Origin of the sequence: Nocardioides abyssi, assembly GCF_030412915.1 — a bacterium.
Taxonomy (GTDB): domain Bacteria; phylum Actinomycetota; class Actinomycetes; order Propionibacteriales; family Nocardioidaceae; genus Nocardioides; species Nocardioides abyssi.
On sequence record NZ_JAUHJR010000004.1, the window covers coordinates 131,810 to 151,709 of the forward strand.

18 protein-coding genes are annotated in these 19,900 nt (G+C 73.6%); 10 read left to right on the forward strand and 8 right to left on the reverse strand.

Annotated elements, in window-relative coordinates; all coding sequences use genetic code 11:
* Positions 1-146 precede the first annotated feature (146 nt).
* From QWY29_RS11525 to QWY29_RS11545, 5 genes are all read left to right on the forward strand, one after another.
* Positions 147-1,331, forward strand: coding sequence for a putative glycoside hydrolase (locus QWY29_RS11525; protein WP_300960958.1), 1,185 nt, complete (start codon positions 147-149; stop codon positions 1,329-1,331).
* 92 nt (positions 1,332-1,423) lie between these two features.
* Positions 1,424-1,750, forward strand: coding sequence for a hypothetical protein (locus QWY29_RS11530; protein ID WP_300960960.1), 327 nt, complete (start codon positions 1,424-1,426; stop codon positions 1,748-1,750).
* A gap of 58 nt (positions 1,751-1,808) precedes the next feature.
* Positions 1,809-2,624, forward strand: a complete 816-nt coding sequence (locus QWY29_RS11535) for an SDR family NAD(P)-dependent oxidoreductase (RefSeq protein WP_300960961.1) — start codon at positions 1,809-1,811, stop codon at positions 2,622-2,624.
* A 71-nt stretch (positions 2,625-2,695) separates the two neighbouring features.
* Positions 2,696-4,405, forward strand: coding sequence for a dolichyl-phosphate-mannose--protein mannosyltransferase (locus QWY29_RS11540; RefSeq protein WP_300960962.1), 1,710 nt, complete (start codon positions 2,696-2,698; stop codon positions 4,403-4,405).
* 166 nt (positions 4,406-4,571) lie between these two features.
* Entirely contained in the window at positions 4,572-5,759 is a 1,188-nt protein-coding gene (locus QWY29_RS11545) for an alcohol dehydrogenase catalytic domain-containing protein (RefSeq protein WP_300960964.1), read from the forward strand.
* Between the two features lie 91 nt (positions 5,760-5,850).
* On the opposite strand, the gene QWY29_RS11550 is transcribed toward QWY29_RS11545, so the two are convergent.
* Positions 5,851-6,657 carry an alpha/beta fold hydrolase gene (locus QWY29_RS11550; protein WP_300960965.1) on the reverse strand — a complete coding sequence of 269 codons (807 nt, stop codon included), beginning with the start codon at positions 6,655-6,657 and terminating at the stop codon, positions 5,851-5,853.
* A 183-nt stretch (positions 6,658-6,840) separates the two neighbouring features.
* Between QWY29_RS11550 and QWY29_RS11555 the strand changes: the two genes are divergently transcribed.
* A complete protein-coding gene (locus QWY29_RS11555) occupies positions 6,841-6,981 on the forward strand; it encodes a hypothetical protein (protein ID WP_300960966.1) in 141 nt (46 codons plus the stop codon).
* Positions 6,982-7,028: 47 nt separating this feature from the next.
* Here the strand turns inward: QWY29_RS11555 and QWY29_RS11560 are convergent, their stop codons facing one another.
* Together QWY29_RS11560 and QWY29_RS11565 are read right to left on the reverse strand one after the other, a co-directional pair.
* Positions 7,029-8,720, reverse strand: a complete 1,692-nt coding sequence (locus tag QWY29_RS11560; RefSeq protein ID WP_300960968.1) for an alkaline phosphatase D family protein — start codon at positions 8,718-8,720, stop codon at positions 7,029-7,031.
* Positions 8,717-9,748, reverse strand: coding sequence for a zinc-dependent alcohol dehydrogenase family protein (locus QWY29_RS11565; protein ID WP_300960969.1), 1,032 nt, complete (start codon positions 9,746-9,748; stop codon positions 8,717-8,719). The genes QWY29_RS11560 and QWY29_RS11565 overlap by 4 nt, the downstream gene beginning before the upstream one ends.
* A 100-nt stretch (positions 9,749-9,848) precedes the next feature.
* On the opposite strand from QWY29_RS11565, the gene QWY29_RS11570 reads away from it, so the two are divergent.
* From QWY29_RS11570 to QWY29_RS11585, 4 genes are all read left to right on the forward strand, one after another.
* Positions 9,849-11,381 carry a UDP-N-acetylglucosamine 1-carboxyvinyltransferase gene (locus QWY29_RS11570; RefSeq protein ID WP_300960970.1) on the forward strand — a complete coding sequence of 511 codons (1,533 nt, stop codon included), beginning with the start codon at positions 9,849-9,851 and terminating at the stop codon, positions 11,379-11,381.
* Between the two features lie 23 nt (positions 11,382-11,404).
* Positions 11,405-12,229, forward strand: coding sequence for a glycerophosphodiester phosphodiesterase family protein (locus tag QWY29_RS11575; RefSeq protein ID WP_300960972.1), 825 nt, complete (start codon positions 11,405-11,407; stop codon positions 12,227-12,229).
* Positions 12,226-13,587, forward strand: a complete 1,362-nt coding sequence (locus tag QWY29_RS11580; protein WP_300960974.1) for an MFS transporter — start codon at positions 12,226-12,228, stop codon at positions 13,585-13,587. Before QWY29_RS11575 ends, QWY29_RS11580 begins: the two co-directional genes overlap by 4 nt.
* Before the next feature lie 170 nt (positions 13,588-13,757).
* The gene (locus QWY29_RS11585) at positions 13,758-14,144 is read left to right on the forward strand and encodes an RNA polymerase-binding protein RbpA (protein ID WP_300960975.1); all 387 of its coding nucleotides are present in this window, start codon (positions 13,758-13,760) and stop codon (positions 14,142-14,144) included.
* Between the two features lie 50 nt (positions 14,145-14,194).
* On the opposite strand, the gene QWY29_RS11590 is transcribed toward QWY29_RS11585, so the two are convergent.
* The 5 genes from QWY29_RS11590 to QWY29_RS11610 form a co-directional block, all read right to left on the reverse strand.
* A complete protein-coding gene (locus tag QWY29_RS11590; protein ID WP_300960976.1) occupies positions 14,195-14,737 on the reverse strand; it encodes an FxsA family protein in 543 nt (180 codons plus the stop codon).
* The gene (locus QWY29_RS11595; RefSeq protein WP_300961365.1) at positions 14,734-15,462 is read right to left on the reverse strand and encodes a polyprenol monophosphomannose synthase; all 729 of its coding nucleotides are present in this window, start codon (positions 15,460-15,462) and stop codon (positions 14,734-14,736) included. Before QWY29_RS11595 ends, QWY29_RS11590 begins: the two co-directional genes overlap by 4 nt.
* Before the next feature lie 23 nt (positions 15,463-15,485).
* Complete coding sequence (gene lnt, locus QWY29_RS11600; protein ID WP_300960978.1) at positions 15,486-17,048, reverse strand: apolipoprotein N-acyltransferase; 1,563 nt, start codon at positions 17,046-17,048, stop codon at positions 15,486-15,488.
* 425 nt (positions 17,049-17,473) lie between these two features.
* Complete coding sequence (locus tag QWY29_RS11605; RefSeq protein WP_300960980.1) at positions 17,474-19,162, reverse strand: long-chain-fatty-acid--CoA ligase; 1,689 nt, start codon at positions 19,160-19,162, stop codon at positions 17,474-17,476.
* Between the two features lie 40 nt (positions 19,163-19,202).
* The gene (locus tag QWY29_RS11610) at positions 19,203-19,808 is read right to left on the reverse strand and encodes a TetR/AcrR family transcriptional regulator (protein ID WP_300960982.1); all 606 of its coding nucleotides are present in this window, start codon (positions 19,806-19,808) and stop codon (positions 19,203-19,205) included.
* Between the last annotated feature and the right edge of the window lie 92 nt (positions 19,809-19,900).

Genomic DNA, 19,900 nt, shown 5'->3' on the forward strand with positions numbered 1-19,900 from the left:
GCGGCTCGGGCGGCGGTCCGGTCGGCGCCGCGCGACCGAGTCTAGGCAGCGGCGCGACGTACCCAAGGTCGACGAAGTTCGCCCTCACCGGGCTCCGCGACCACGGGAGCGGCGCACGCTCGGCGGCACACGTCCCGGGAGTGAGCATGGCGCGAGCGGTCAGGAGCAGCCTGCTGGTCTCCGGCGCGGCCGTGCTGGTCCTCGGTACGCCGATCGGGTGCGTGCCCGTGGCCGGGCCGGGGGAGCCGGCCGCCTCGGCCGCCCGGGCGCACCGACCCTCCGGCACCGGCACGCTGGCCCTGGACTGGGGCGACCTCGACCGCACCCCGGTAGAGGCGGTCGCGCGCGGCGACTACGTCGTGGTGCAGTCGTGGGAGCACGCGCGGCTGCGTGAGCTGCACCGGGCGAACCCGGCGCTGAAGGTGTTGATGTACAAGGACGTCTCGGCCGTGGTGCGGGAGCCGCACGAGTCGGGGGTCTTCTCGACCGGCGTGAGCCTCGCCGAGGCCGAGCGGCGCGGGTGGCTGCTCACCGACGGCCGGGGCCGGGCCCTGGAGTGGGCGGACTGGCGCGGCCTCCATCCCGTCGACGTCGGTCGCCGCGACTACCAGGACGCCTGGGCCGCGAACGTCCTCGCCGAGCTGCGGCAGCACCCGTGGGACGGGGTCCTGCTCGACGACACGCTGACCACGCTCTCGCACCCGACCGTCGGCGGGCGGGTCTCCACCCAGATCCCGACCGACGAGGCGATGTACGCCGCCACGAGCTCGTTCCTGGCCCGGGTCGCGCCCCGGCTGCGACGCGCGGGCCACCTCGCCGTCCCGAACGTCACCGTCGCGTGGGACACCTGGCGCAGCACCCTCCAGGACTGGTCGCGCCACGTCTCGGGTTGGGAGAACGAGTACTTCGTCAAGTGGGGCCTGGGTCCGGGGCCGCGCTTCGGCGGCGCCGACTGGCGGTGGAAGGTGCGGATGGCGGCGTGGTGCGCACGCCGGCGGGTGCCGCTCCTGGCGGTCACCTACGGGTCGCGGCACGACCGGGCCGCGCAGGTCTACCACCGGGCCACCTGGCTGCTGACGTGGAACGGCGTCACCGGCGCGAGCATCTACGTCCCCCAGGAGCCCGCCGCCGGGCACCGCCAGCCCCGGGCGAACCTGCCGCTGGGCCGTCCGCTCACCGACCGGCACGTGGTCGCCGGTGGGGTCCACCGGCGCGATTACACGCGGGGCACGGTCCTGGTGAACCCGACGGCCCGGGCGCGGGAGGTCCGGGCCGGCGGCCGCGGCGTCCGGCTCCGCCCGCGGACCGCGCTGGTCCTGCGGCGGCGGTGAGCACGTTCCGCCGCGGCGCCGGGGCACCACGTCGTACCGTCGTCCATCCGCGCGGGCCGCCGCGCCTGCACGCACGAGCCCGGGGGTGGTCGGTGGACGAGCTCGACGGTCACCTCCGGCGCGCGACGGCGGACCGGCTGGCCTACGACGTGGGCAGCGGCGAGCTCGTGGTCCGGCCGCTCGACGGGGCGGGGGAGCGGCGCCTGGTCGTCGGCCGCCAGGCCGTGCGCAACGCGCTCCAGTCCGCCCTGCTCGCCGCCGACCCGGCCCCCGAGGTCGGCGACGACGCGCTGGCGGCGGGCGCGCGGGTCTTCCTGGCGACCTACGACGCCGACCCGGCGGCGACGGAGGCGCTGGTGCGACGGAGCGCGGCGCAGTTCGAGGGGACGGCGGCGGCACGGCGCAAGCGGCAGGGCTGAGCGGTGGTATAACACGTTCTAGTTTTGTCGTCGTTCGCAGGAATCATGGGGGAGTCGCATGCGCCAGCTCACCGGTCGGGTCGCGGTCGTCACGGGGGCGGGGAGCGGCATCGGCCGGGTGACCGCCGAACGGCTCGCGGCCCGCGGGTGCCACCTGGCGCTCGTCGACGTCAGCCCCGACGGCGTCGAGCAGACGGCTGCGGCGGTGCGGGCGGCCGGCGTCACCGCCTCGACACACGTCGCGGACGTCTCCGACGCCGACCGGGTGGGCGAGCTGCCGGAGGAGGTCCTCGACGTCCACGGCGCCGTGCACGTGCTCGTCAACAACGCCGGCGTCACGTCGGCCGGCGCGTTCGCCGACGAGAAGCTCGACGACGTGCGCTGGATGGTCGGGGTGAACATGTGGGGCGTCGTCCACGGCTGCCACGCGTTCCTGCCGGTGCTGCTGGAGCAGGACGAGGCGCACATCGTGAACGTCTCGAGCATGACCGGCCTGCTCGGGCTGCCGCACAACGCGACGTACGCCCTGACCAAGGGCGCGGTGAAGTCGTTCACCGAGGGCCTGCGCGGCGAGCTGATCACGACCGGCGTCGGCGTGAGCACGATCTTCCCGGGCACCCACCGCACCAACATCACCAGCAGCGCCCGCGGCGCCGAGGGCCAGCGGATCGCCAAGCTGGGCACGTCGCGGATGTCGGCGCTGATGCCGCCGCCGTCCCGCGTGGCGAAGGCGATCGTGCGGGCCATCGAGAAGGACAAGCCGCGCATGGTCGTCGGCCCCGACGCCCGCGTGCTCGACCTCGCCGCACGCCTCGCCCCGGGGCGCACCGGGCTGGTCGGCCGCGCCACCTCGCGGCTGGCGACCAAGCACTGAGGACCAGGCACGGACGGACAGGGGCCGGGCGATCACCGGGGGAGCGGGGCCGCCCCGATAGCGTCCGGGTCGTGAACTCCGACCGCACGGGCGCGACCGCCGAGGTGGGCGCCGACGTGGGCGCCGAGGTGGGCAACACCGGGCGTCGCGTCCCCGTCGGCCGATCGCGGGTCGAGGACCCGGTGGTCGGGTGGACCGCGGCGATCGGCGTCGCGCTCCTGGCGCTGGTGCTGCGGCTGTGGAACCTCGGCGACCCCAAGCAGTTCCAGTTCGACGAGACCTACTACGCCAAGGACGCGTGGTCGCTGGCCAACCACGGCTACGTGCGGGAGTACGTCGAGGACGCGAACGACTCGATCCTCGCCGGCACCACCGACGGCCTGTGGGAGTCCGAGCCGTCGATGATCGTCCATCCCGAGGTCGGCAAGTGGCTGATCGGCCTGGGGGAGCGGCTCTTCGGCATGGACCCGTTCGGCTGGCGGGTGGCCTCCGCGGTCGTCGGCGCCCTGATGGTGCTGGTCATGGTGCGCCTGGTGCGGCGGATGACCCGCTCGACGCTGCTCGGCGTCGTCGGCGGCCTGCTGCTGATGTTCGACGGGCTGCACTTCGTGCTCTCGCGGCTCGCGCTGCTCGACATCTTCCTGGCGTTCTTCACCCTGTGCGCCGTGGCCTGCGTCGTGGCCGACCGGGACTGGTACCGCGCCCGGCTCGCCGCGCTCGCCCCCGACCCCGTCACCTCGGGATGGGGGCCGGTGCGGGGGCTGCTGTGGCGGCCGTGGCTGCTCGCGGCCGGGGTCTGCTTCGGGCTGGCGCTCGGCACCAAGTGGACGGCGGCGTACCCGCTCGCGGCGTTCGGCCTGCTCGTCTGGGCCTGGAGCGCAGGCGCCCGGAAGGCGCGCGGGGTGCGGCGGCCGGTGCTGCGCTCGGCGGTGGTCGACGGGCTGCCGGCGTTCGGCTGGCTCGTCGTGGTCGCGCTGGTCGTCTACGTCGCGTCGTGGACGGGCTGGCTGGTGCACGCCGCGGAGTACGAGAAGAGCCTGTCCTCGACGCAGTACACCCAGTTCGAGGCCGAGCGTCCCTGCGACGCCGACGGCAACGAGGCCAACGACGACGACTCCGGCGCCCGCTGGCCGACCGCCACCCAGCCGGACGCGAAGGGCCCGGCGGAGGTCGTCCAGTCGCTGCGGTCGCTGTGGAGCTACCACCAGGACCTGCTGACCTTCCACACCCACTACCTCAACTGCAGCGAGCACACCTACGCCTCGCAGCCGTCGGGGTGGCTGCTGATGAACCGGCCCGTCGGCGTCGCCGCCGACGTCGACATCCAGCCCGGCACCCGCGGTTGCGACGCGCCGGAGGGCAGCGACTGCCTGCGCCAGGTGCTGCTCATCGGCACGCCGGTGCTGTGGTGGGGCGGCATCGTCGCGCTCGTGCTCGCGCTGGTGACCTGGGTCGGCGCCCGCGACTGGCGGGCCGGGGTCGCGGTGGTCGGCGCGGCGTCGACCTGGCTGCCGTGGCTGCAGTACGACGACCGGCCGATCTTCTTGTTCTACGTCTCGTTGACGCTGCCGTTCGTCGTGCTGGCGATCGTGCTGGCCATGGGCCGGCTGGTCGGGCCGTCGCGGGTGCCGAGCAGGCGACGCACCGTCGGCGTCGTGCTGTCCGGGTCGTTCCTCGTGCTGGTGGTGCTCAACTTCGCGTGGTTCTGGCCGGTCTTCACCCACGGCCTGCTGACGCACGCCGAGTGGCTCGACCGCATCTGGTTCGAGCGCTGGATCTGACCGAGTGGCGGTCGTCCTGCAGTGGGCCGGGGAGGAGCGCCACCGCCTCCCGATCTGAGCATGTTGACATAATGTCAGTTATCGGCGATCCGGATCGGGCTGCTGAGAGCGGGGTGAACGGGACACCGGGACGGTCCATCACCCGACACGAAGGACGGTCCACCCGATGAAGGCAGTGACGTGGCAGGGCGCGCACGACATGCAGGTCACCGACGTTCCCGACCCTCGGATCCAGGAGCCCACCGACGTCGTCATCAAGGTCACGTCGACCGGTCTGTGCGGCTCGGACCTGCACCTGTACGAGACGCTGGCGCCGTTCATGGAGCCGGGCGACATCGTCGGCCACGAGCCGATGGGCATCGTCGAGGAGATCGGCCCTGAGGTCACCGAGCTCGCCGTGGGTGACCGCGTCGTCGTCCCGTTCAACGTCTCCTGCGGGTCGTGCTGGATGTGCGACCGGCACCTCTACAGCCAGTGCGAGACGACCCAGAACCCCGAGCACGGCACCGGCGCCAGCTTCTTCGGCTACTCCAAGCTCTACGGCCAGGTCCCGGGCGGCCAGGCGGAGTACATGCGCGTGCCCTTCGGCAACTTCCTGCCGGTCAAGGTGCCGCACGAGCACGACGACGACCGGTTCCTCTTCCTCTCCGACGTGCTCCCGACCGCCTGGCAGGGCCTGAAGTACGCCGACGTCCCCGACGGCGGCACGCTCCTGGTCATGGGTGCCGGCCCGATCGGCGACATGGCCGCCCGGATGGGTGTGCGCGCCGGCTACCGCGTCATCAGCGTCGACCGGGTGCCCGAGCGCCTCGCCCGGGTCGAGGCGTTCGGCGCCGAGCCGCTCCACCTCGACGAGGCCGACGAGGTCGGCGGGGTCGCCTCGGTGGTGCGCGAGCTCACCGGCGGCCGGGGCGCGGACTCGGTCATCGACGCCGTCGGCATGGAGGCCCACGGGTCCCCCGCCGCCCAGGGCGTGCAGAAGTTCGTCGGCCTGATGCCCGACGCGATCGCCGAGCCGATGCTCAAGAACGCCGGCCTCGACCGCCTCGCCGCGCTGCACACCGCGATCGAGGCCGTCCGCCGCGGCGGCACGGTGTCGATCTCCGGGGTCTACGGCGGCGCCGTCGACCCGATGCCGATGTTCCAGCTCTTCGACAAGCAGGTGCAGGTGCGGATGGGCCAGGCCAACGTCCGCGCGCACACCGGCGAGCTGCTCGAGATGCTCGTCGAGGACGACCCGTTCGGCGTCGACGCGTTCGCGACCCACCACCTCCCGCTCGCCGAGGCGCCGCAGGCCTACGAGCACTTCCAGAAGAAGGAGGAGGGCATGGTCAAGGTTGTCTTCCGACCCTGACCGACCCTCGCTCCCCTGGCTCCGCGGGCCGTCCAGGTCACACCGACCCGGCCGGCTCGCGGTCGTCCGGGCCCGCGAGGCGGTCAGGTGGTCAGGCGGTCAGGAAGACGCGCAGCGCGGAGACGAACGCGTCCGGCTGCTCGGAGTGCACCCAGTGGCCGGCGCCCTTGACGGTGACCAGCCGGGTGCGGGGGAAGAGCTCGCGCATCGTCTCGTCGTGCTCGGGTCGGACGTACGGCGAGCGCTCGCCCGCGAGCCACAGCACCGGGTGGTCGAAGGTCGCGCCGAGCTCCGGGAACCCGCCGATCGTCGCCAGCTCGGCGCGCAGCAGCGACAGGTTGGCCTGCCAGCGGAAGTCCGGGCCGCGCGAGCGCAGGTTCTGCAGGAGGAACCCGCGGACCCGCTCGTCGGGGACGTCCTCGGCGAGCAGGCGGTCGGCGTCCGCGCGGCGCACGACGGCGGCGAGGTCGAGCCGCGCGAGGCTGTCGAGCAGGTGCTCGAACTCCCCCGTGCCGCCGCCCGCGGCGGTGTCGACCGGCGAGATGTCGACGACGACGAGCCGGTCGACCAGCTCGGGGTGCCGCAGCGCCAGCACCATGGCGACCTTGCCGCCCATCGAGTGGCCCACCACGTGCACGGGCCCGTCGGCGGCGAACCCGCCGCGCAGGTGCTCGGCGACCGCGTCGGCGACGTCGACGTAGTCCACCGAGTCGGTCCAGCCGGAGCGGCCGTGGTTGGGCAGGTCGACGAGCAACGAGTGCAGGTCCGGCACGAGCGCCTTGGCGGCCTGGGTGAAGTTCTTGCCCTGGCCGAAGAGCCCGTGGAGGAACACCGTGCGGGCGCCCTCGGGTCCTCCCACCTCGGCGTCGTGGATCGCGCGGTCCGGCTCCGTGGTCACGCCCCGCAGCCTAGGTGGCCCATCCCCCGCGGCGCCGGGCCGGTCGGCCGGACCCCCGGTGGCGTGCCCACGCGCCCGATCGGTCGGCGCGGATGACCTGATCAGGTCATCTCCGGTGTGTTGTGCCCCACAAGGCCGGTGCAGCGGCCTACCGTCGTCGGGACGACTTTGGGGGTCATCGCCATGTGGGACACCGTCCAGACCAACGCCCGACCGATCTCGCACGACCTGCCGTGCGGCCAGTGCGGCCACGCCGTGCACACCTACCTCGCCTGCTCCGACACCTGCGACTGCCAGCCCACGCGGGACCTCGTCCGCAGCTGACCCGGCAGACCCGACCTGACCGGGTCCGCCGGCGGGTGCGACGCGCGTCAGTCCCGGAACGGCACGTCGACCGCCGCGACCTGCTCGAGCACCGGCCGCTCGGCCTCGCCGCGGTCCACGCCGCGCGACCAGGCCAGGTGCAGCTCGCGCTCACGCAGCTCGAGCACGGCCAGGTTGTTGTCGTACCAGGGGCCGCGCGGCAGCCGCCACCGCAGCGGGCTGCGCGGCACGCGCCCCCCGAGCAGCCGACCCGTGGGCCGCGCCCTGCCGTACGCCGCCAGCGCGGTCGCCGCCTGCATGAACCGCGGCAGCGGGTTGCGGATCGGCGAGCAGACCGCCTGCACGATCACGCTCTGCGCGGTGCGACCGCCGGCCGGGTCCGGCTCGGCGAGGGCGACGTAGCTGTGGTGGACGTCGCCGGAGAGGAAGGTGACGGTACGCGGCGCCCTGCCCCGCTCCCCCGCGGCCACCTCGACGACCATCCGGCCCACCCGCTGGAAGCCGTCCTGGAACGCCGCCCAGTGCTCGAGGTCGGCGGCCTGGCGCGCCCACTCGCCGAACGGCTTGAAGATCCGCCCCAGCCGGCCCTGGGCCAGCGCCTCGCCGAACGCCTCGGCGTGGTGCAGCGCCGGCGCGAGGAGGAACGGCAGCGAGGTGCCCACGACGAGGTGGTCGACGTCGCCGGTCATCCGCTGGTCGAGCCATTCCATCTCCGCGTCGTCGAGCATGCAGCGCCGGTCGGGGGTAAGCACGCGGGCCGCCCGGGAGTCGACGACGACCAGGCGCGCCTGGGTGTCGAAGTCGCGGGAGAAGCTCCAGCGGTAGCTGTCGGGCTGCTGGTCGGCCCGGTCGGCGAGCGCGTCGACGTCGGCGGTGACGTCGAGCTCGTCGTCGAGCTCGTCGTCGCCGTCGTGGTCGCGGATCCGCCGCCACAGCGGGTCGGCGTCCCGGTCGGCGGGGCCGAGGTTGCCGAGGTGCTGGTAGACCCAGTAGGACCCGAGGCCGCCGACCACCCGGTCGTGCCACCAGTCGGTGGCCTCCATCTGCGCACGCCAGTCGGCGCTGGTGTTCCAGTCGTCGCGGATGTCGTGGTCGTCGAAGATCATCGCGCTGGGCAGCGTGGAGAGCAGCCAGCGGTTGGCGGCCTCGCCCCAGGCGAGCCGGTAGAGGTGGCTGTACTCCTCGTAGTCCTTCAGCTCGTGCCACGGCGCCTGGTCCGGGTCGCGCCGCTGCTCGATGAAGGCCTTCATCTCCTCGCTGGTGTCGTCGGCGTAGACCTGGTCGCCGAGGAAGAGCACCAGGTCCGGCCACTCGTCGTCGGCCACCCCGGAGCTGGTGTCACCGGCGAGGTGCAGCGCGTAGGAGCGCAGCGCGTCGACGCCGTGCTGGGCGTTGCCCGCGGCGTCGTGGGACACGCTGACCCGGCACGAGCCGAACAGCATCCGCAGCGGCCGGCCCGCCTCGAGGGTGCCGATCACTGGCGCCGGGTAAGGGCTGTTGGCGGGCGGCCACACCTGCGCGCCGTCCAGCTCGACGACGTACGGCGTGCGGGTGCCGGGGCGCAGCCCGTCGACCTCGACCAGGGCGTAGTGGTGCTCGTGGACGGCGAAGGTGCGCGTCTCCCCCGTCGCCGCGCCCGCCCGGACCGTCACCCGCGCGGCGCGCTCGGTCTCCACCCACACGGTCGCGCTGGTCTCGTCGACGAACCGCAGGAGCGGTCCGAGCCGGAGGTCGCTCACGGCTGGAGGAGCACCTTGATCGCCCGGCGCTCGTCCATCGCCCGGTAGGCCTCGGCGACCTGGTCAAGCGGCAGCGTGAGGTCGAAGACCTTGCCGGGGTCGATCGAGCCGGCCAGCACGAGGTCCAGCAGCTGGGGCAGGTAGCGGCGCACGGGCGCCATGCCGCCGGCGAGGCCGACGTTCTTCTGGAACATCCGGCCGACGGGCAGCTCCACGCCGTGCGGCACGCCGACGAAGCCAACGGTCGACCCGGGCCGGGCGACGGCGAAGGCGGTGCCCATCGCGTCGCTGGTCCCGACGCACTCGAGCACGGCGTCGGCACCGATGCCGCCGGTGATCTCCTTGACCGCCGCGGCCCCCTCGCGGCCACGCTCCGCGACGACGTGGGTGGCGCCGAAGTCGGTCGCGATCCGCTGGCGCGGCTCGTGCCGCGACATGACGACGACCTTCTCCGCACCCATGGTGGACGCGGCGAGCACGCCGCAGAGCCCCACGGCGCCGTCGCCCACCACCACGACCGTGTCACCGGCCTTGACGCCCGCCGCCACGGCGGCGTGCCACCCGGTCGGCATCACGTCGGAGAGCGCCAGCAGCGACGGGACGAGCGCGGGGTCGGGCGCCCCGCCGTCGGCCACCCCGTCGACGCGCACCAGGCTCCCGTCGGCGTGGACCACGCGGGCGTACTCCCCCTGGCCGCTGGTGGTCATGCCGAGGTTGACGCACGCGGAGTGCACGCCGGCCAGGCAGTGGGCGCACGTGCCGTCGCAGTGGTCGAACGGCACGACCACGAAGTCGCCGACGGCCAGGTCGCGCACCTCGCTGCCGACCTCGGCGACCACCCCGATGCACTCGTGGCCGATCGTGTCGCCCTCGGTGACCGGGCTCTCGCCCCGGTAGGGCCACAGGTCCGAGCCGCACACGCACGACGCGGTCACCCGCACGATCGCGTCGGTGGGCTCGAGGATGGTGGGGTCGGGGACCTCGGAGAGCCGGATGTCGCCGGGGCCGTGGATCGTCGTCGCGCGCATGCCGCTCATCCTGCACCTCCCCCGGTCACCGCGGGACGCTCCCGACACGCCCGCGACGCTCGGGTCGGCCTTATCTCACATGTGAGTTACCGTGGACGGCATGACCCAGACCCAGGACTACAAGGGCCGCATCGGGAACCTCATCCGGGACGCCCGCAAGCACCGGGGACTGACCCAGCACCAGCTCGCGGACCTGCTCTCCACCAGCCAGAGCGCGATCAACCGCATCGAGAAGGGCCAGCAGAACCTCTCCCTGGAGATGATCGCCCGCATCGGCGCGGCGCTGGACTCCGAGATCGTCGCGCTCGGCGCCGGCCCGACCCACCTGCGGGTGACCGGCCCCACGACGCTGTCCGGCCGCATCGACGTCAAGACCTCCAAGAACGCCGGCGTCGCGCTGCTGTGCGCCTCGCTGCTCAACCGGGGCCGCACCACGCTGCGCAAGGTCGCCCGCATCGAGGAGGTCAACCGCCTGCTCGAGGTGCTCGGCAGCCTCGGCGTGCAGACCACCTGGCTCAACGCCGACAACGACCTCGAGATCGTCCCGCCGCGCGAGCTCGAGCTCGGCGCGGTCGACGAGGTCGCCGCGCGGCGCACCCGCTCGATCATCATGTTCCTCGGCCCGCTGCTGCACCGCGCGGACAGCTTCGAGCTGCCGTACGCCGGCGGCTGCGACCTCGGCACCCGCACCGTCGAGCCGCACATGGCCGCGCTGCGCCCCTTCGGCCTCGAGGTCAAGGCGACCGACGGCTCGTACCACGCGCAGGTCAACCGGGCGATCGAGCCGGGCCGGCCGATCGTGCTGACCGAGCGCGGCGACACCGTCACCGAGAACGCGCTGATGGCCGCCGCCCTCCACCCGGGCACCACGGTCATCCGCAACGCCTCGTCGAACTACATGGTCCAGGACCTCTGCTTCTACCTGCAGAAGCTCGGCGTCCAGGTCGACGGCATCGGCACCACCACGCTCACGGTCACGGGCGTCAGCGAGATCGACGTCGACGTCGACTACGCCCCCAGCGAGGACCCGATCGAGGCGATGTCGCTGCTCGCGGCCGCGATCGTGACCCAGTCGGAGATCACCATCGAGCGGGTGCCGATCGAGTTCCTCGAGATCGAGCTGGCGCTGCTGGAGGAGATGGGCTTCTCCTACGACCGGTCCGAGGAGTACGTCGCCCTCAACGGCCAGACCCGCCTGGTCGACATCACCACCCACCCGTCGGTGCTGCACGCCCCGCTGGACAAGATCCACCCGATGCCGTTCCCCGGCCTCAACATCGACAACCTGCCGTTCTTCGCGGTCATCGCGGCGGTCGCGACCGGCCAGACCCTGCTGCACGACTGGGTCTACGAGAACCGCGCGATCTACCTCACCGACCTCAACAAGCTCGGCGGCCGCGTCAAGCTGCTCGACCCGCACCGGGTGATGATCGAGGGGCCCACGTCGTTCTCCGGCGCGGAGCTCATGTGCCCCCCGGCGCTGCGCCCGGCGGTCGTCATCCTGCTGGCGATGCTCGCCTCCAAGGGCACCTCGGTGCTGCGCAGCACCTACGTCATCCACCGCGGCTACGAGGACCTCGCCGAGCGGCTCAACCTGCTCGGCGCCAACATCGAGTCGTTCCGCGACATCTGAGCGACGGTCGACATACTGCTCCGGTGACCGCGCCTCGGACCGGGTTCGCCCTCCTCGACGAGGTGCTGGCGACGCCGGGCGCGGTCCTGGCCTACGCGCACCGTGGCGGCGCCTACCACCCGGAGATCGAGGGCCTGGAGAACACGCTGGCGGCCTTCGCCCACGCGGTCTCGCTGGGCTACGACTACCTCGAGACCGACGTCCACGTCACCGCCGACGGCGTGCTGCTCGCCTTCCACGACGCGGTGCTGGACCGGGTGACCGACGCCCGCGGGGCGATCGGTGACCTGACGTACGCCGAGGTGCGCCGCGCGCTCGTCGGCGGGCGCGAGCAGGTCCCGACCCTGGCGTCGCTGCTCGAGGCGTTCCCGCGGGCGCGCTTCAACATCGACCTGAAGTCCGACGGCGCGGTGGACGCCCTGGCCGCGTTCGTCGCCGAGCACGACGCGCACGACCGGGTGCTCGTGGGGTCGTTCTCCCAGCGGCGCACCGACCGGTTCCGCTCGCTGACCGGCGGGCGTGTGCCGACCGCGGCCACGCCGGCGGAGATCCTCGCCTTCCGGCTGCTGCCGAGCGGCCGGTTGGCCGACCTGGTCACGCGCCGGCGGGTGGGGGCGCTGCAGGTCCCGCACCGGCGCGGCCGGTGGCTGGTGACCAGCCCGGGCCTGGTCCGGCGCGCCCACGCCGCCGGCAAGCACGTGCATGTCTGGACGATCGACGACCCCGAGGAGATGACGGTCCTGCTGGACCGTGGCGTCGACGGGCTGATGACCGACCGCACCGACCTGCTCAAGGAGGTGCTCGCCCGGCGCGGCCAGTGGCGAGGACCGTGGAGGGAGCCCGCATGACCCCGACCCCCGGCCCGCGTCCGTTCGCCGACCTCGAGCCGCTGAACCGGGCCCGCGAGCAGCGCGCCTGGTACTGGTACGACTGGGCCAACAGCGCCTTCGCCACGACGGTGGCCGGCGTGCTCTTCGGGCCCTACCTGATCGCGGTGGCCGAGGAGGACGCGGTCGGCGACCGGGTCTCCCTGCTGGGCCTGAGCCTCGCGCCGGGCTCGCTGCCGGCGTACGTCATCACCGCCTCCACCCTGATCGCGGCGGTCATGCTGCCGCTGCTCGGCGCGGTCGCCGACCGCACCGCGCGCAAGAAGGACCTGCTGGCCGGCTTCGCGTGGGCCGGCGCGGCCGCCGGGGCGCTGCTGTTCTTCGTCACCGAGGACAGCTGGCAGCTGGGCGTGGCGGCGTTCCTGGTCGCCAACATCTGCTTCGGCGCCGCGGCGGTCTTCAACGACGCGATCCTGGTGCAGATCTCCGACGAGCGCGAGCGCGACCGCGTCTCCTCCCGCGGCTGGGCCTTCGGCTACGCCGGCGGCGGGCTGCTGCTGGCGGTCAACTTCGTCGTCGTCAGCGCCCACGACACCTTCGGGCTCTCCGAGGGCATGGCGGTGCGGCTGAGCATGCTGTCCGCCGCGGTGTGGTGGGCCGGCTTCACGCTCATCCCGTGGCGCCGGCTGCGCAACCACCCGCCGATGCACGTCGAGGAGGTCGAGGGCGGCGTCGTGCAGCGCAGCTTCGGCCAGCTGTGGGTGACGCTGCGCGGGATGCGGCAGTACCCGGTCGCGCTGACCTTCCTCGTGGCGTACCTCTTCTTCAACGACGGCATCCAGACCGTCATCGGCCAGGCGGCCGTGTACGGCGAGGAGGAGCTCGGCTTCGAGACCGGCACCGTGCTGGGCACCTACCTGCTCGTGCAGGTCGTCGCCATCGGCGGCGCGCTGTGGTTCGGCCGTGCCGCCGGGCGGGTCGGGGCGAAGAAGGTGATCCTGGTCGGCCTGGTCATCTGGTGCCTGATCGTCACGGCCGCGCTGTTCATCCCCGACGGTGCGCTCGTGCCGTTCCTGCTGCTCGGCGCTGCGATCGGGATCGTGCTGGGCGGCACCCAGGCACTGGCCCGGTCCTACTTCTCGCTGCTCGTCCCGCGCGGCAAGGAGGCGGAGTACTTCAGCTTCTACCACGCGATGGAGCGGGGCACCTCGTGGCTCGGGGCGCTCGTCTTCGGCCTCGTCTACCAGTTCACCGACTCCTACCGGCCGGCGATCTTCGCGCTCATCCTGTTCTTCGTCGTCGGCGGCCTGCTGCTGCTGCGCGTGGACACCGCGAAGGGCATCCGCGACGCGGGCAACGAGATGCCGACCGTCGTCTGAGCCCCCGGCCCGTTCGGCGCCGGACTGGCCGTGTGGGGCGCCCCGGCGAGGGGCACCGGGGTGACGGACGCCGCTCGATTGTCGGAATGTTGGGCGGCTCAGTACCGTTGAACACTTCGAGTGTCAACGGCCGTATCAGGCATCGAGCATCGGATTTTGGGAGGCGTCTCATGGCAGAGCGCACACTGCGGGGAGCGCGGCTCGGGGGCCAGAGCTTCGAGGACGAGCGTGGCATCGAGTTCGCCGCCCGCCAGCAGGTCGGTTACCGGTGCAAGCAGGGGCACGAGTTCGAGATCACCATGTCGGTCGAGGCCGACATCCCGGCGGTCTGGGAGTGCCCGCGCTGCGGCGCCGAGGCGCTGAGCACTGCCGGCATCCTGCCCGAGGCGAAGGCCGAGAAGCCGGCCCGCACGCACTGGGACATGCTCCTGGAGCGTCGCTCGGAGAAGGAGCTCGAGGACATCCTCAAGGAGCGCCTCGAGCTGCTGCGCGGCGGCGAGATCGGCCCCGCCCACCTGCACCGCGCGAACGCGAAGAAGCGCAAGGCCTCGGCCTGACCGCTCCCCCGCCGCAGCCCGGCGGCCACCCAGCAGCGGCCGGCTGAGGGCTACGGCTCGTCGACCACGTCGCCCCGGACCACATCAGGTCCGGGGCGTCCGTCGTTCCGGGGGTGCCCGCCGTTCCCGGCCCGGGGGGACCCGGGAGCCGCGGGACCGCCGGCGCCGAACGGCATGCCGGGGCCGAGCAGCACCAGCCGCCGCGCGACGACGGAGGTCAGCAGCCCGCGGAACAGCGGTCGCGTCAGCGGCAGGATGAGCAGGATGCCGAGGGCGTCGGAGACGAAGCCCGGCGTGAGCATCAGCAGGCCGCCGATGAGCACGAGCGCGCCGTCCGCGATCTCGCGCGCCGGCAGCCGGCCGGCGGCCGTCGTGGTCCGCAGCGCGGTCCAGGCCCGGGCGCCCTCGCGCCGCACCAGCCAGGCGCCGATGGCGCTGTCCAGCACGAGCAGCAGGATCGTCCACCAGGCACCGATGACCTGGCCGACCTGCACGAGCGCGTAGATCTCGACGAGAGGCACGACGACGAAGAGGACGAGCAGCAGCCCGGCCCAGCGCCGCCGCCGCGGAGCGGCCTGCGCACGGGGGCTCATGCGCGCCACCGCTGCCAGGCCCGGCGCACCTGGGCGCGGCGCTCGGCCAGGCCCCACTGGGTGATGCGCTTGAGGGACTCGGTCGCCACCGCCCCGCTCATCTTGGAGTCGCCACGCTCGCGCTCGACGAACTCGATCGGCACCTCCACGACGCGCAGGCCCGCGGCGAGGGTGCGGGCGACCAGGTCGGTCTGGAAGACGTAGCCGGTCGAGCGCACGGCCGCGAGGTCGATCTTCTCCAGCGTGGCCCGCCGGAAGACGCGGTAGCCGGCGGTGGCGTCGCGGACGTTGACGCCGAGCAGCAGGCGCACGTAGAGGTTGCCGCCGCGCGAGAGCGCCTCGCGGCGGCGCGGCCAGTTCACGACCGATCCCCCACGCACCCAGCGCGACCCGATGACCAGGTCGGCGTCGTCCAGCGCGTCGAGCAGCAGGTGCAGCTGCTCGGGCTGGTGGGAGCCGTCGGCGTCCATCTCCCCGATGACGTCGTACCCCTGCTCCAGCGCCCAGGCGAAGCCGTGGAGGTACGCCGCGCCGAGACCGCCCTTGGCCGTGCGGTGCAGCACGTGCACCCGGTCGTCGTCCGCGGCGAGCCGGTCGGCGATCTCGCCGGTGCCGTCCGGTGAGGAGTCGTCGACGACGAGCACGTCGACGTCCGGCTCGGCGGTGCGCAGGCGCCCGATGATCCAGGCGATGTTCTCGGCCTCGTCGTAGGTCGGCACGACCATGACGACCCGGCCCCGGGGCTCCCTCACCGCACGCTCTCCTGCTCCTCGCTCCCCCGGCCCGCCGGACCGGCGGGCACGGGCGTCTCCCGCCGCCGACGATACGTGAGCACGGCCACGAGCAGGCCGACTCCGGTGAGCACGGCGGAGACGCGGCCGACCCACGGCCCGACGAGGACGCCCGGCGTGGTGCCCGACCAGAGCCCGACGTCGGCGACCAGCACCTCCTGGGTGCGCGGTGCGGCGCTCGCGACGACCTCGCCGTCGGGGGTGATGATCCCCGAGACGCCGTTGGTCGCGGCGACCACGACAGTGCGTCCGGTCTCGATCGCCCGGAGCCGGGTGATCGCGAACTGCTGGTCGATCTGGTCGGTCTCGATGAACGTCGCGTTGGACGTCTGCACGGCGAGCAGCTCGGCGCCGTTGCGGACCTGGGCGTGGATGCCGTCGTCGTAGGCGACGTCGAAGCAGATCGCGTCCGCGACCAGGGTCCCGGCGATCCGCAGCGGCGTCTCCCGGGTGCCGCTCATCATGTCGCGCGGGATCATCGCCAGCCGGCCGAACTGGCCGGTGAAGAACTCCCGGAAGGGGATGTACTCCCCGTAGGGCACCGGGTGCCACTTGGTGTAGCGCTCCCCCGCCCCGGTGACCGGGTCCCACACGATGCCCTGGTTGAGCACGTTGGTCTCGCCCGCGTCGACGATCGCGCCGACGAGCACGGGCACGTCGACGGCCTCGACCGCGCGCCGGATGCCGGCGTTGGTGGAGGCGTCGGTGAAGGGGTCGACCGCGGTGGAGTTCTCCGGCCACACGACGAAGTCCGGCCGCGGGGCTCGCCCGGCGGCGACGTCGTCGCCGAGCTCGACCGTCGCCTCGACGTGGTTGTCGGTCACCCCGCGGAAGTCGTAGAGGATGTCGTTGCCCGGCCCCGGCACGTCGCCCTGCACCGCCGCGACGGTCACCTCCCCGTCGTCGCCGACCGAGAACGGCACGAGCGCCGGCAGCACGGTCACCACGACGGCCCCGACGAGCACGGCGCCGTGGGCGAGGACCGCCCGGTCCCGGGCGCGGTCCCGCACCCGCACGAGCGCGAGGACGAGCGCCGCCAGCAGGCTGCCCAGCAGCGCCAGCAGCAGGCTCACGCCGACCATGCCGACGTACGCCAGGGCGGGCGCGACCGGTGTGTCGGCGACGGCGAAGGCGAGCCGCCCCCAGGGCATCCCGCTGAACGGCCAGCCGCTGCGCCAGACCTCCATCGTCGTCCACGCCGCCGACAGCCACAGCGGCCAGGCGGGCAAGCGGTGGAGGTACGCCGCCGCCGCGCCGAGCAGGCCGTAGAAGACCGACTCGACCCCCGCGAGGGCCAGCCAGGCGTCGGTGCCGACGGCGGTCATCCAGTGGATATGCGGGAAGTAGAACGCGACGCCGAAGACCAGCCCGACCACGAACCCGGAACGGGCCCGCAGGCCGCGGGTGGCGAGCGCGAAGCCCGCGACGGCGACGGGCACGACGTACGCCGCGGCGACGGGCTCGAAGGCGAGCGCCAGGAGGAGGCCGCCCGCGAGGGCGGCGAGGCACCGCTTCAGCACGGGACGACCGTATCGGGCCGGTCCTGGGGCGGCGCAGCGGAGCGCCCCCGAACCCCTTCGGGCCATCCCGACCACCGCTGGGTGCCGGTGCCGGGAAGTTGTCTAGGGGGGTCGGGGGCTGCTCCGCGTCTGCCCGTCGAGGTGCGGACCGACCTCCGCGAACAGGGCCGGAGCGGCGTTGGGCACCACACCCCCTGGCCCGGTCACTCGGACGTCGGTCCGCGGCCTCGATCTGCCTGGGCGGACGGCACACACTCACCGGCGGCGCCACCCCGTGTCAACCGCGCGGTGACCTGCACGGACGCGCATCGCAGCAGGTCACGGCGGGTGCCTGCGTCCTCCATCCGGGGGAAAAATCCTCGTGCGCACGGCGTGTCGCGCCCGCGACCCGCCGAGGAGCGGTCCAGTCGTCCAGACCCGCGGGTCTAGCCCTCCTCGCGCCCCCGCACGACGGCGAGCACCTCGCGACGGAGCACCTTGCCCATCGGGTTGGTCGGCAGCTCGTCGAGCACGACGTAGCGGCGCGGGACCTTGTACGGCGTGAGCGCGGCGCGGGCGTGGACGTCCAGGGCGGCGGGGTCGGGGGTCCGGCCCTCCGCGGCGACGACCGCGGCCACCACCTGCTCGCTCCCCGAGCCGTCGGGCACGCCGACGACGGCGGCGTCCTCGACGTCGGGGTGGGCGCGCAGGGCGGCCTCGACCTCGCTGGGGTAGACGTTGAAGCCGCCGGTGATGATGAGCTCCTTGACCCGGTCGACGACGGTGAGGAACCCGTCGTCGCTCATGGTCACGACGTCGCCGGTGCGGAACCAGCCGTCGTGGAAGGCCGCGGCGGTCTCCTCGGGCCGGTCGCGGTAGCCCTCGAAGACCTGCGGACCGCGCACCAGCAGCTCGCCCGGCTCGCCGAGCGGCACGTCGCGGCCCAGGTCGTCGCGGTCAGCCACCCGGACCTCGACGTCGGGGAACGGCACGCCGATCGCGCCCGGTCGCCGGCCCGTCGACATGGGGTTGCCGACGATGACCGGCGAGGTCTCGGTGAGGCCGTAGCCCTCCACCAGCAGGCCGCCGGTCACCGCCTCCCAGCGCTCGACCAGGTCGGCGGGCAGCGGCATCGCGCCCGACAATGCGTAGCGGATGCCCTGCAACGAGGTCCCGCGCCGCTCGGCCTCCTCCGCGATCCGGCGGTAGAGCGGCGGCACGGCGGGCACGAAGGTCGGGACGCGGCGCGCGACCGCGTCGAGGACGAGGCCGACGTCGGGCTTGGGCAGCAGCACCAGCCGGGCGCCCAGCATCACGCCGAGGAGCACCGAGACGGTGGTGCCGTAGGCGTGGAAGAGCGGCAGCGCGACGAGGAAGGTCTCCTCGCCCTCGCGCAGCCCGCCCACCCAGGCGCGGCCCTGGACGCAGTTGGCCACCAGGTTGCGGTGGCGCAGCTCCGCGCCCTTGGGGGTGCCGGTCGTCCCGGAGGTGTAGAGCACCAGCGCGACGTCGTCGGGCGAGGGCCGCGGGTGGTCGCCGGAGACGGGCGGCGCTCCGGCGAGGTCGGCCCACGGCACGGCGTTCGGCGCCGCAGCGGTCAGCTCGGCGCGCGCGGTGCGGGCCTTGGCGACCGGCAGGCGCAGCGCGATCCGCTTGGCCAGCGGCAGCGCGGCGGTCAGGTCGACCGCGACGACGTGCTCCAGCGCGGTCGCCTCGCGCAGCGCGTCGACGACGGGGACGACCTTGTCCCACACGACGGCCACCCGGGCGCCGTGGTCGACGAACGGCGCCCGCAGCTCCTCGGTGGTGTACAGGGGGTTGTGCTCGACGACGACCGCGCCGAGGCGCAGGACGGCGTGGAAGGCGACCACGTGCTGCGGGCAGTTCGGCATCAGCAGCGCGACCGGGTCGCCCGGCCCGACGCCGAGCCGGCGCAGGCCCTCGGCGACGCGCTCGACCTGGTGGGCCAGGCCGGCGTACGTCGTCGTGCGGCCCAGGAAGTCCAGCGCGACCTTGTCCGCGTGCCGCTCGACGGTGAGCTCGAGCTGGTCGACCAGCGAGCGGTCGGGGTAGTCCAGGTGCAGCGGCACCCCGGGTGCGTACGAGCCGGCCCACGGCGGGGTGTCGGTGGTCAACGGGAGATCCTCCTGGGGTCGGGTGCCGGACCTGTGCACGCTACGCCTGCGGGCGCCCGGGCCCGCCCGGAGGTGCCGTCGGTGCGCCGAGCAGCTGGCGGGCGAGCGCGGCGTAGGTGTCGGCGAGCCCGGCCAGCGACAGGGGTCCGGCAGCGTCGTACCACCGCGCGACGCCGCTGCACATCTCCAGCAGCGCCCGGCGGGCGACCGCGGGCGAGGGGACCGAGAACGACCCGGCAGCCGCACCGGCGTCGATCGCGTCCTGCCAGACCCGCTCGTAGCGGTCGCGCAGCGCGACCACGTCGGCCCGGGCCTCCCCCGTCAGCGCGGCCAGCTCGCCGTCGACGACGCGGGTCTCCCGCGGCCGCTCGGCGTGGCTGACGACGTGGGCCCGCACCAGTGCCTCGACCCGGTCGACGGGATCGGCGTGCGCGGTCGCGGCGGACTCGGCGTCGGTCACCAGCCGCTCGAGGCACTCGCGCATGATCGCGGCGAGCAGGTCCTCCTTGGTGCCCATGTAGTGGTAGAGCGAGGCCGAGGACAGGCCCGCTCGCTCGGCGAGCTGGCGGATGCCGACGCCGTGGAAGCCGCGCTCCGCGAAGAGGTCGAGCGCCGCCTCGCGCACCCGGTCGGCCGCTCCCGCCACGCCGGACTCCCTCCGCTGCTTGTGCCGGCCGCCCGGTGCGGCCTACCGTCAGGATGCCCGATCGATCGATCGATCGGAAGTACGCAGGGCCG

Bases quoted from the DNA above. Each gene is read 5' to 3' on its own strand.
- QWY29_RS11525 (WP_300960958.1), top strand. From the start codon at position 147: ATGGCGCGAGCGGTCAGGAGCAGCCTGCTGGTCTCCGGCGCGGCCGTG.
- QWY29_RS11535 (WP_300960961.1), top strand. From the start codon at position 1,809: ATGCGCCAGCTCACCGGTCGGGTCGCGGTCGTCACGGGGGCGGGGAGC.
- QWY29_RS11545 (WP_300960964.1), top strand. From the start codon at position 4,572: ATGAAGGCAGTGACGTGGCAGGGCGCGCACGACATGCAGGTCACCGAC.
- QWY29_RS11555 (WP_300960966.1), top strand. From the start codon at position 6,841: ATGTGGGACACCGTCCAGACCAACGCCCGACCGATCTCGCACGACCTG.
- QWY29_RS11565 (WP_300960969.1), bottom strand. From the start codon at position 9,748: ATGCGCGCGACGACGATCCACGGCCCCGGCGACATCCGGCTCTCCGAG.
- QWY29_RS11570 (WP_300960970.1), top strand. From the start codon at position 9,849: ATGACCCAGACCCAGGACTACAAGGGCCGCATCGGGAACCTCATCCGG.
- QWY29_RS11580 (WP_300960974.1), top strand. From the start codon at position 12,226: ATGACCCCGACCCCCGGCCCGCGTCCGTTCGCCGACCTCGAGCCGCTG.
- QWY29_RS11585 (WP_300960975.1), top strand. From the start codon at position 13,758: ATGGCAGAGCGCACACTGCGGGGAGCGCGGCTCGGGGGCCAGAGCTTC.
- QWY29_RS11590 (WP_300960976.1), bottom strand. From the start codon at position 14,737: ATGAGCCCCCGTGCGCAGGCCGCTCCGCGGCGGCGGCGCTGGGCCGGG.
- QWY29_RS11595 (WP_300961365.1), bottom strand. From the start codon at position 15,462: ATGGTCGTGCCGACCTACGACGAGGCCGAGAACATCGCCTGGATCATC.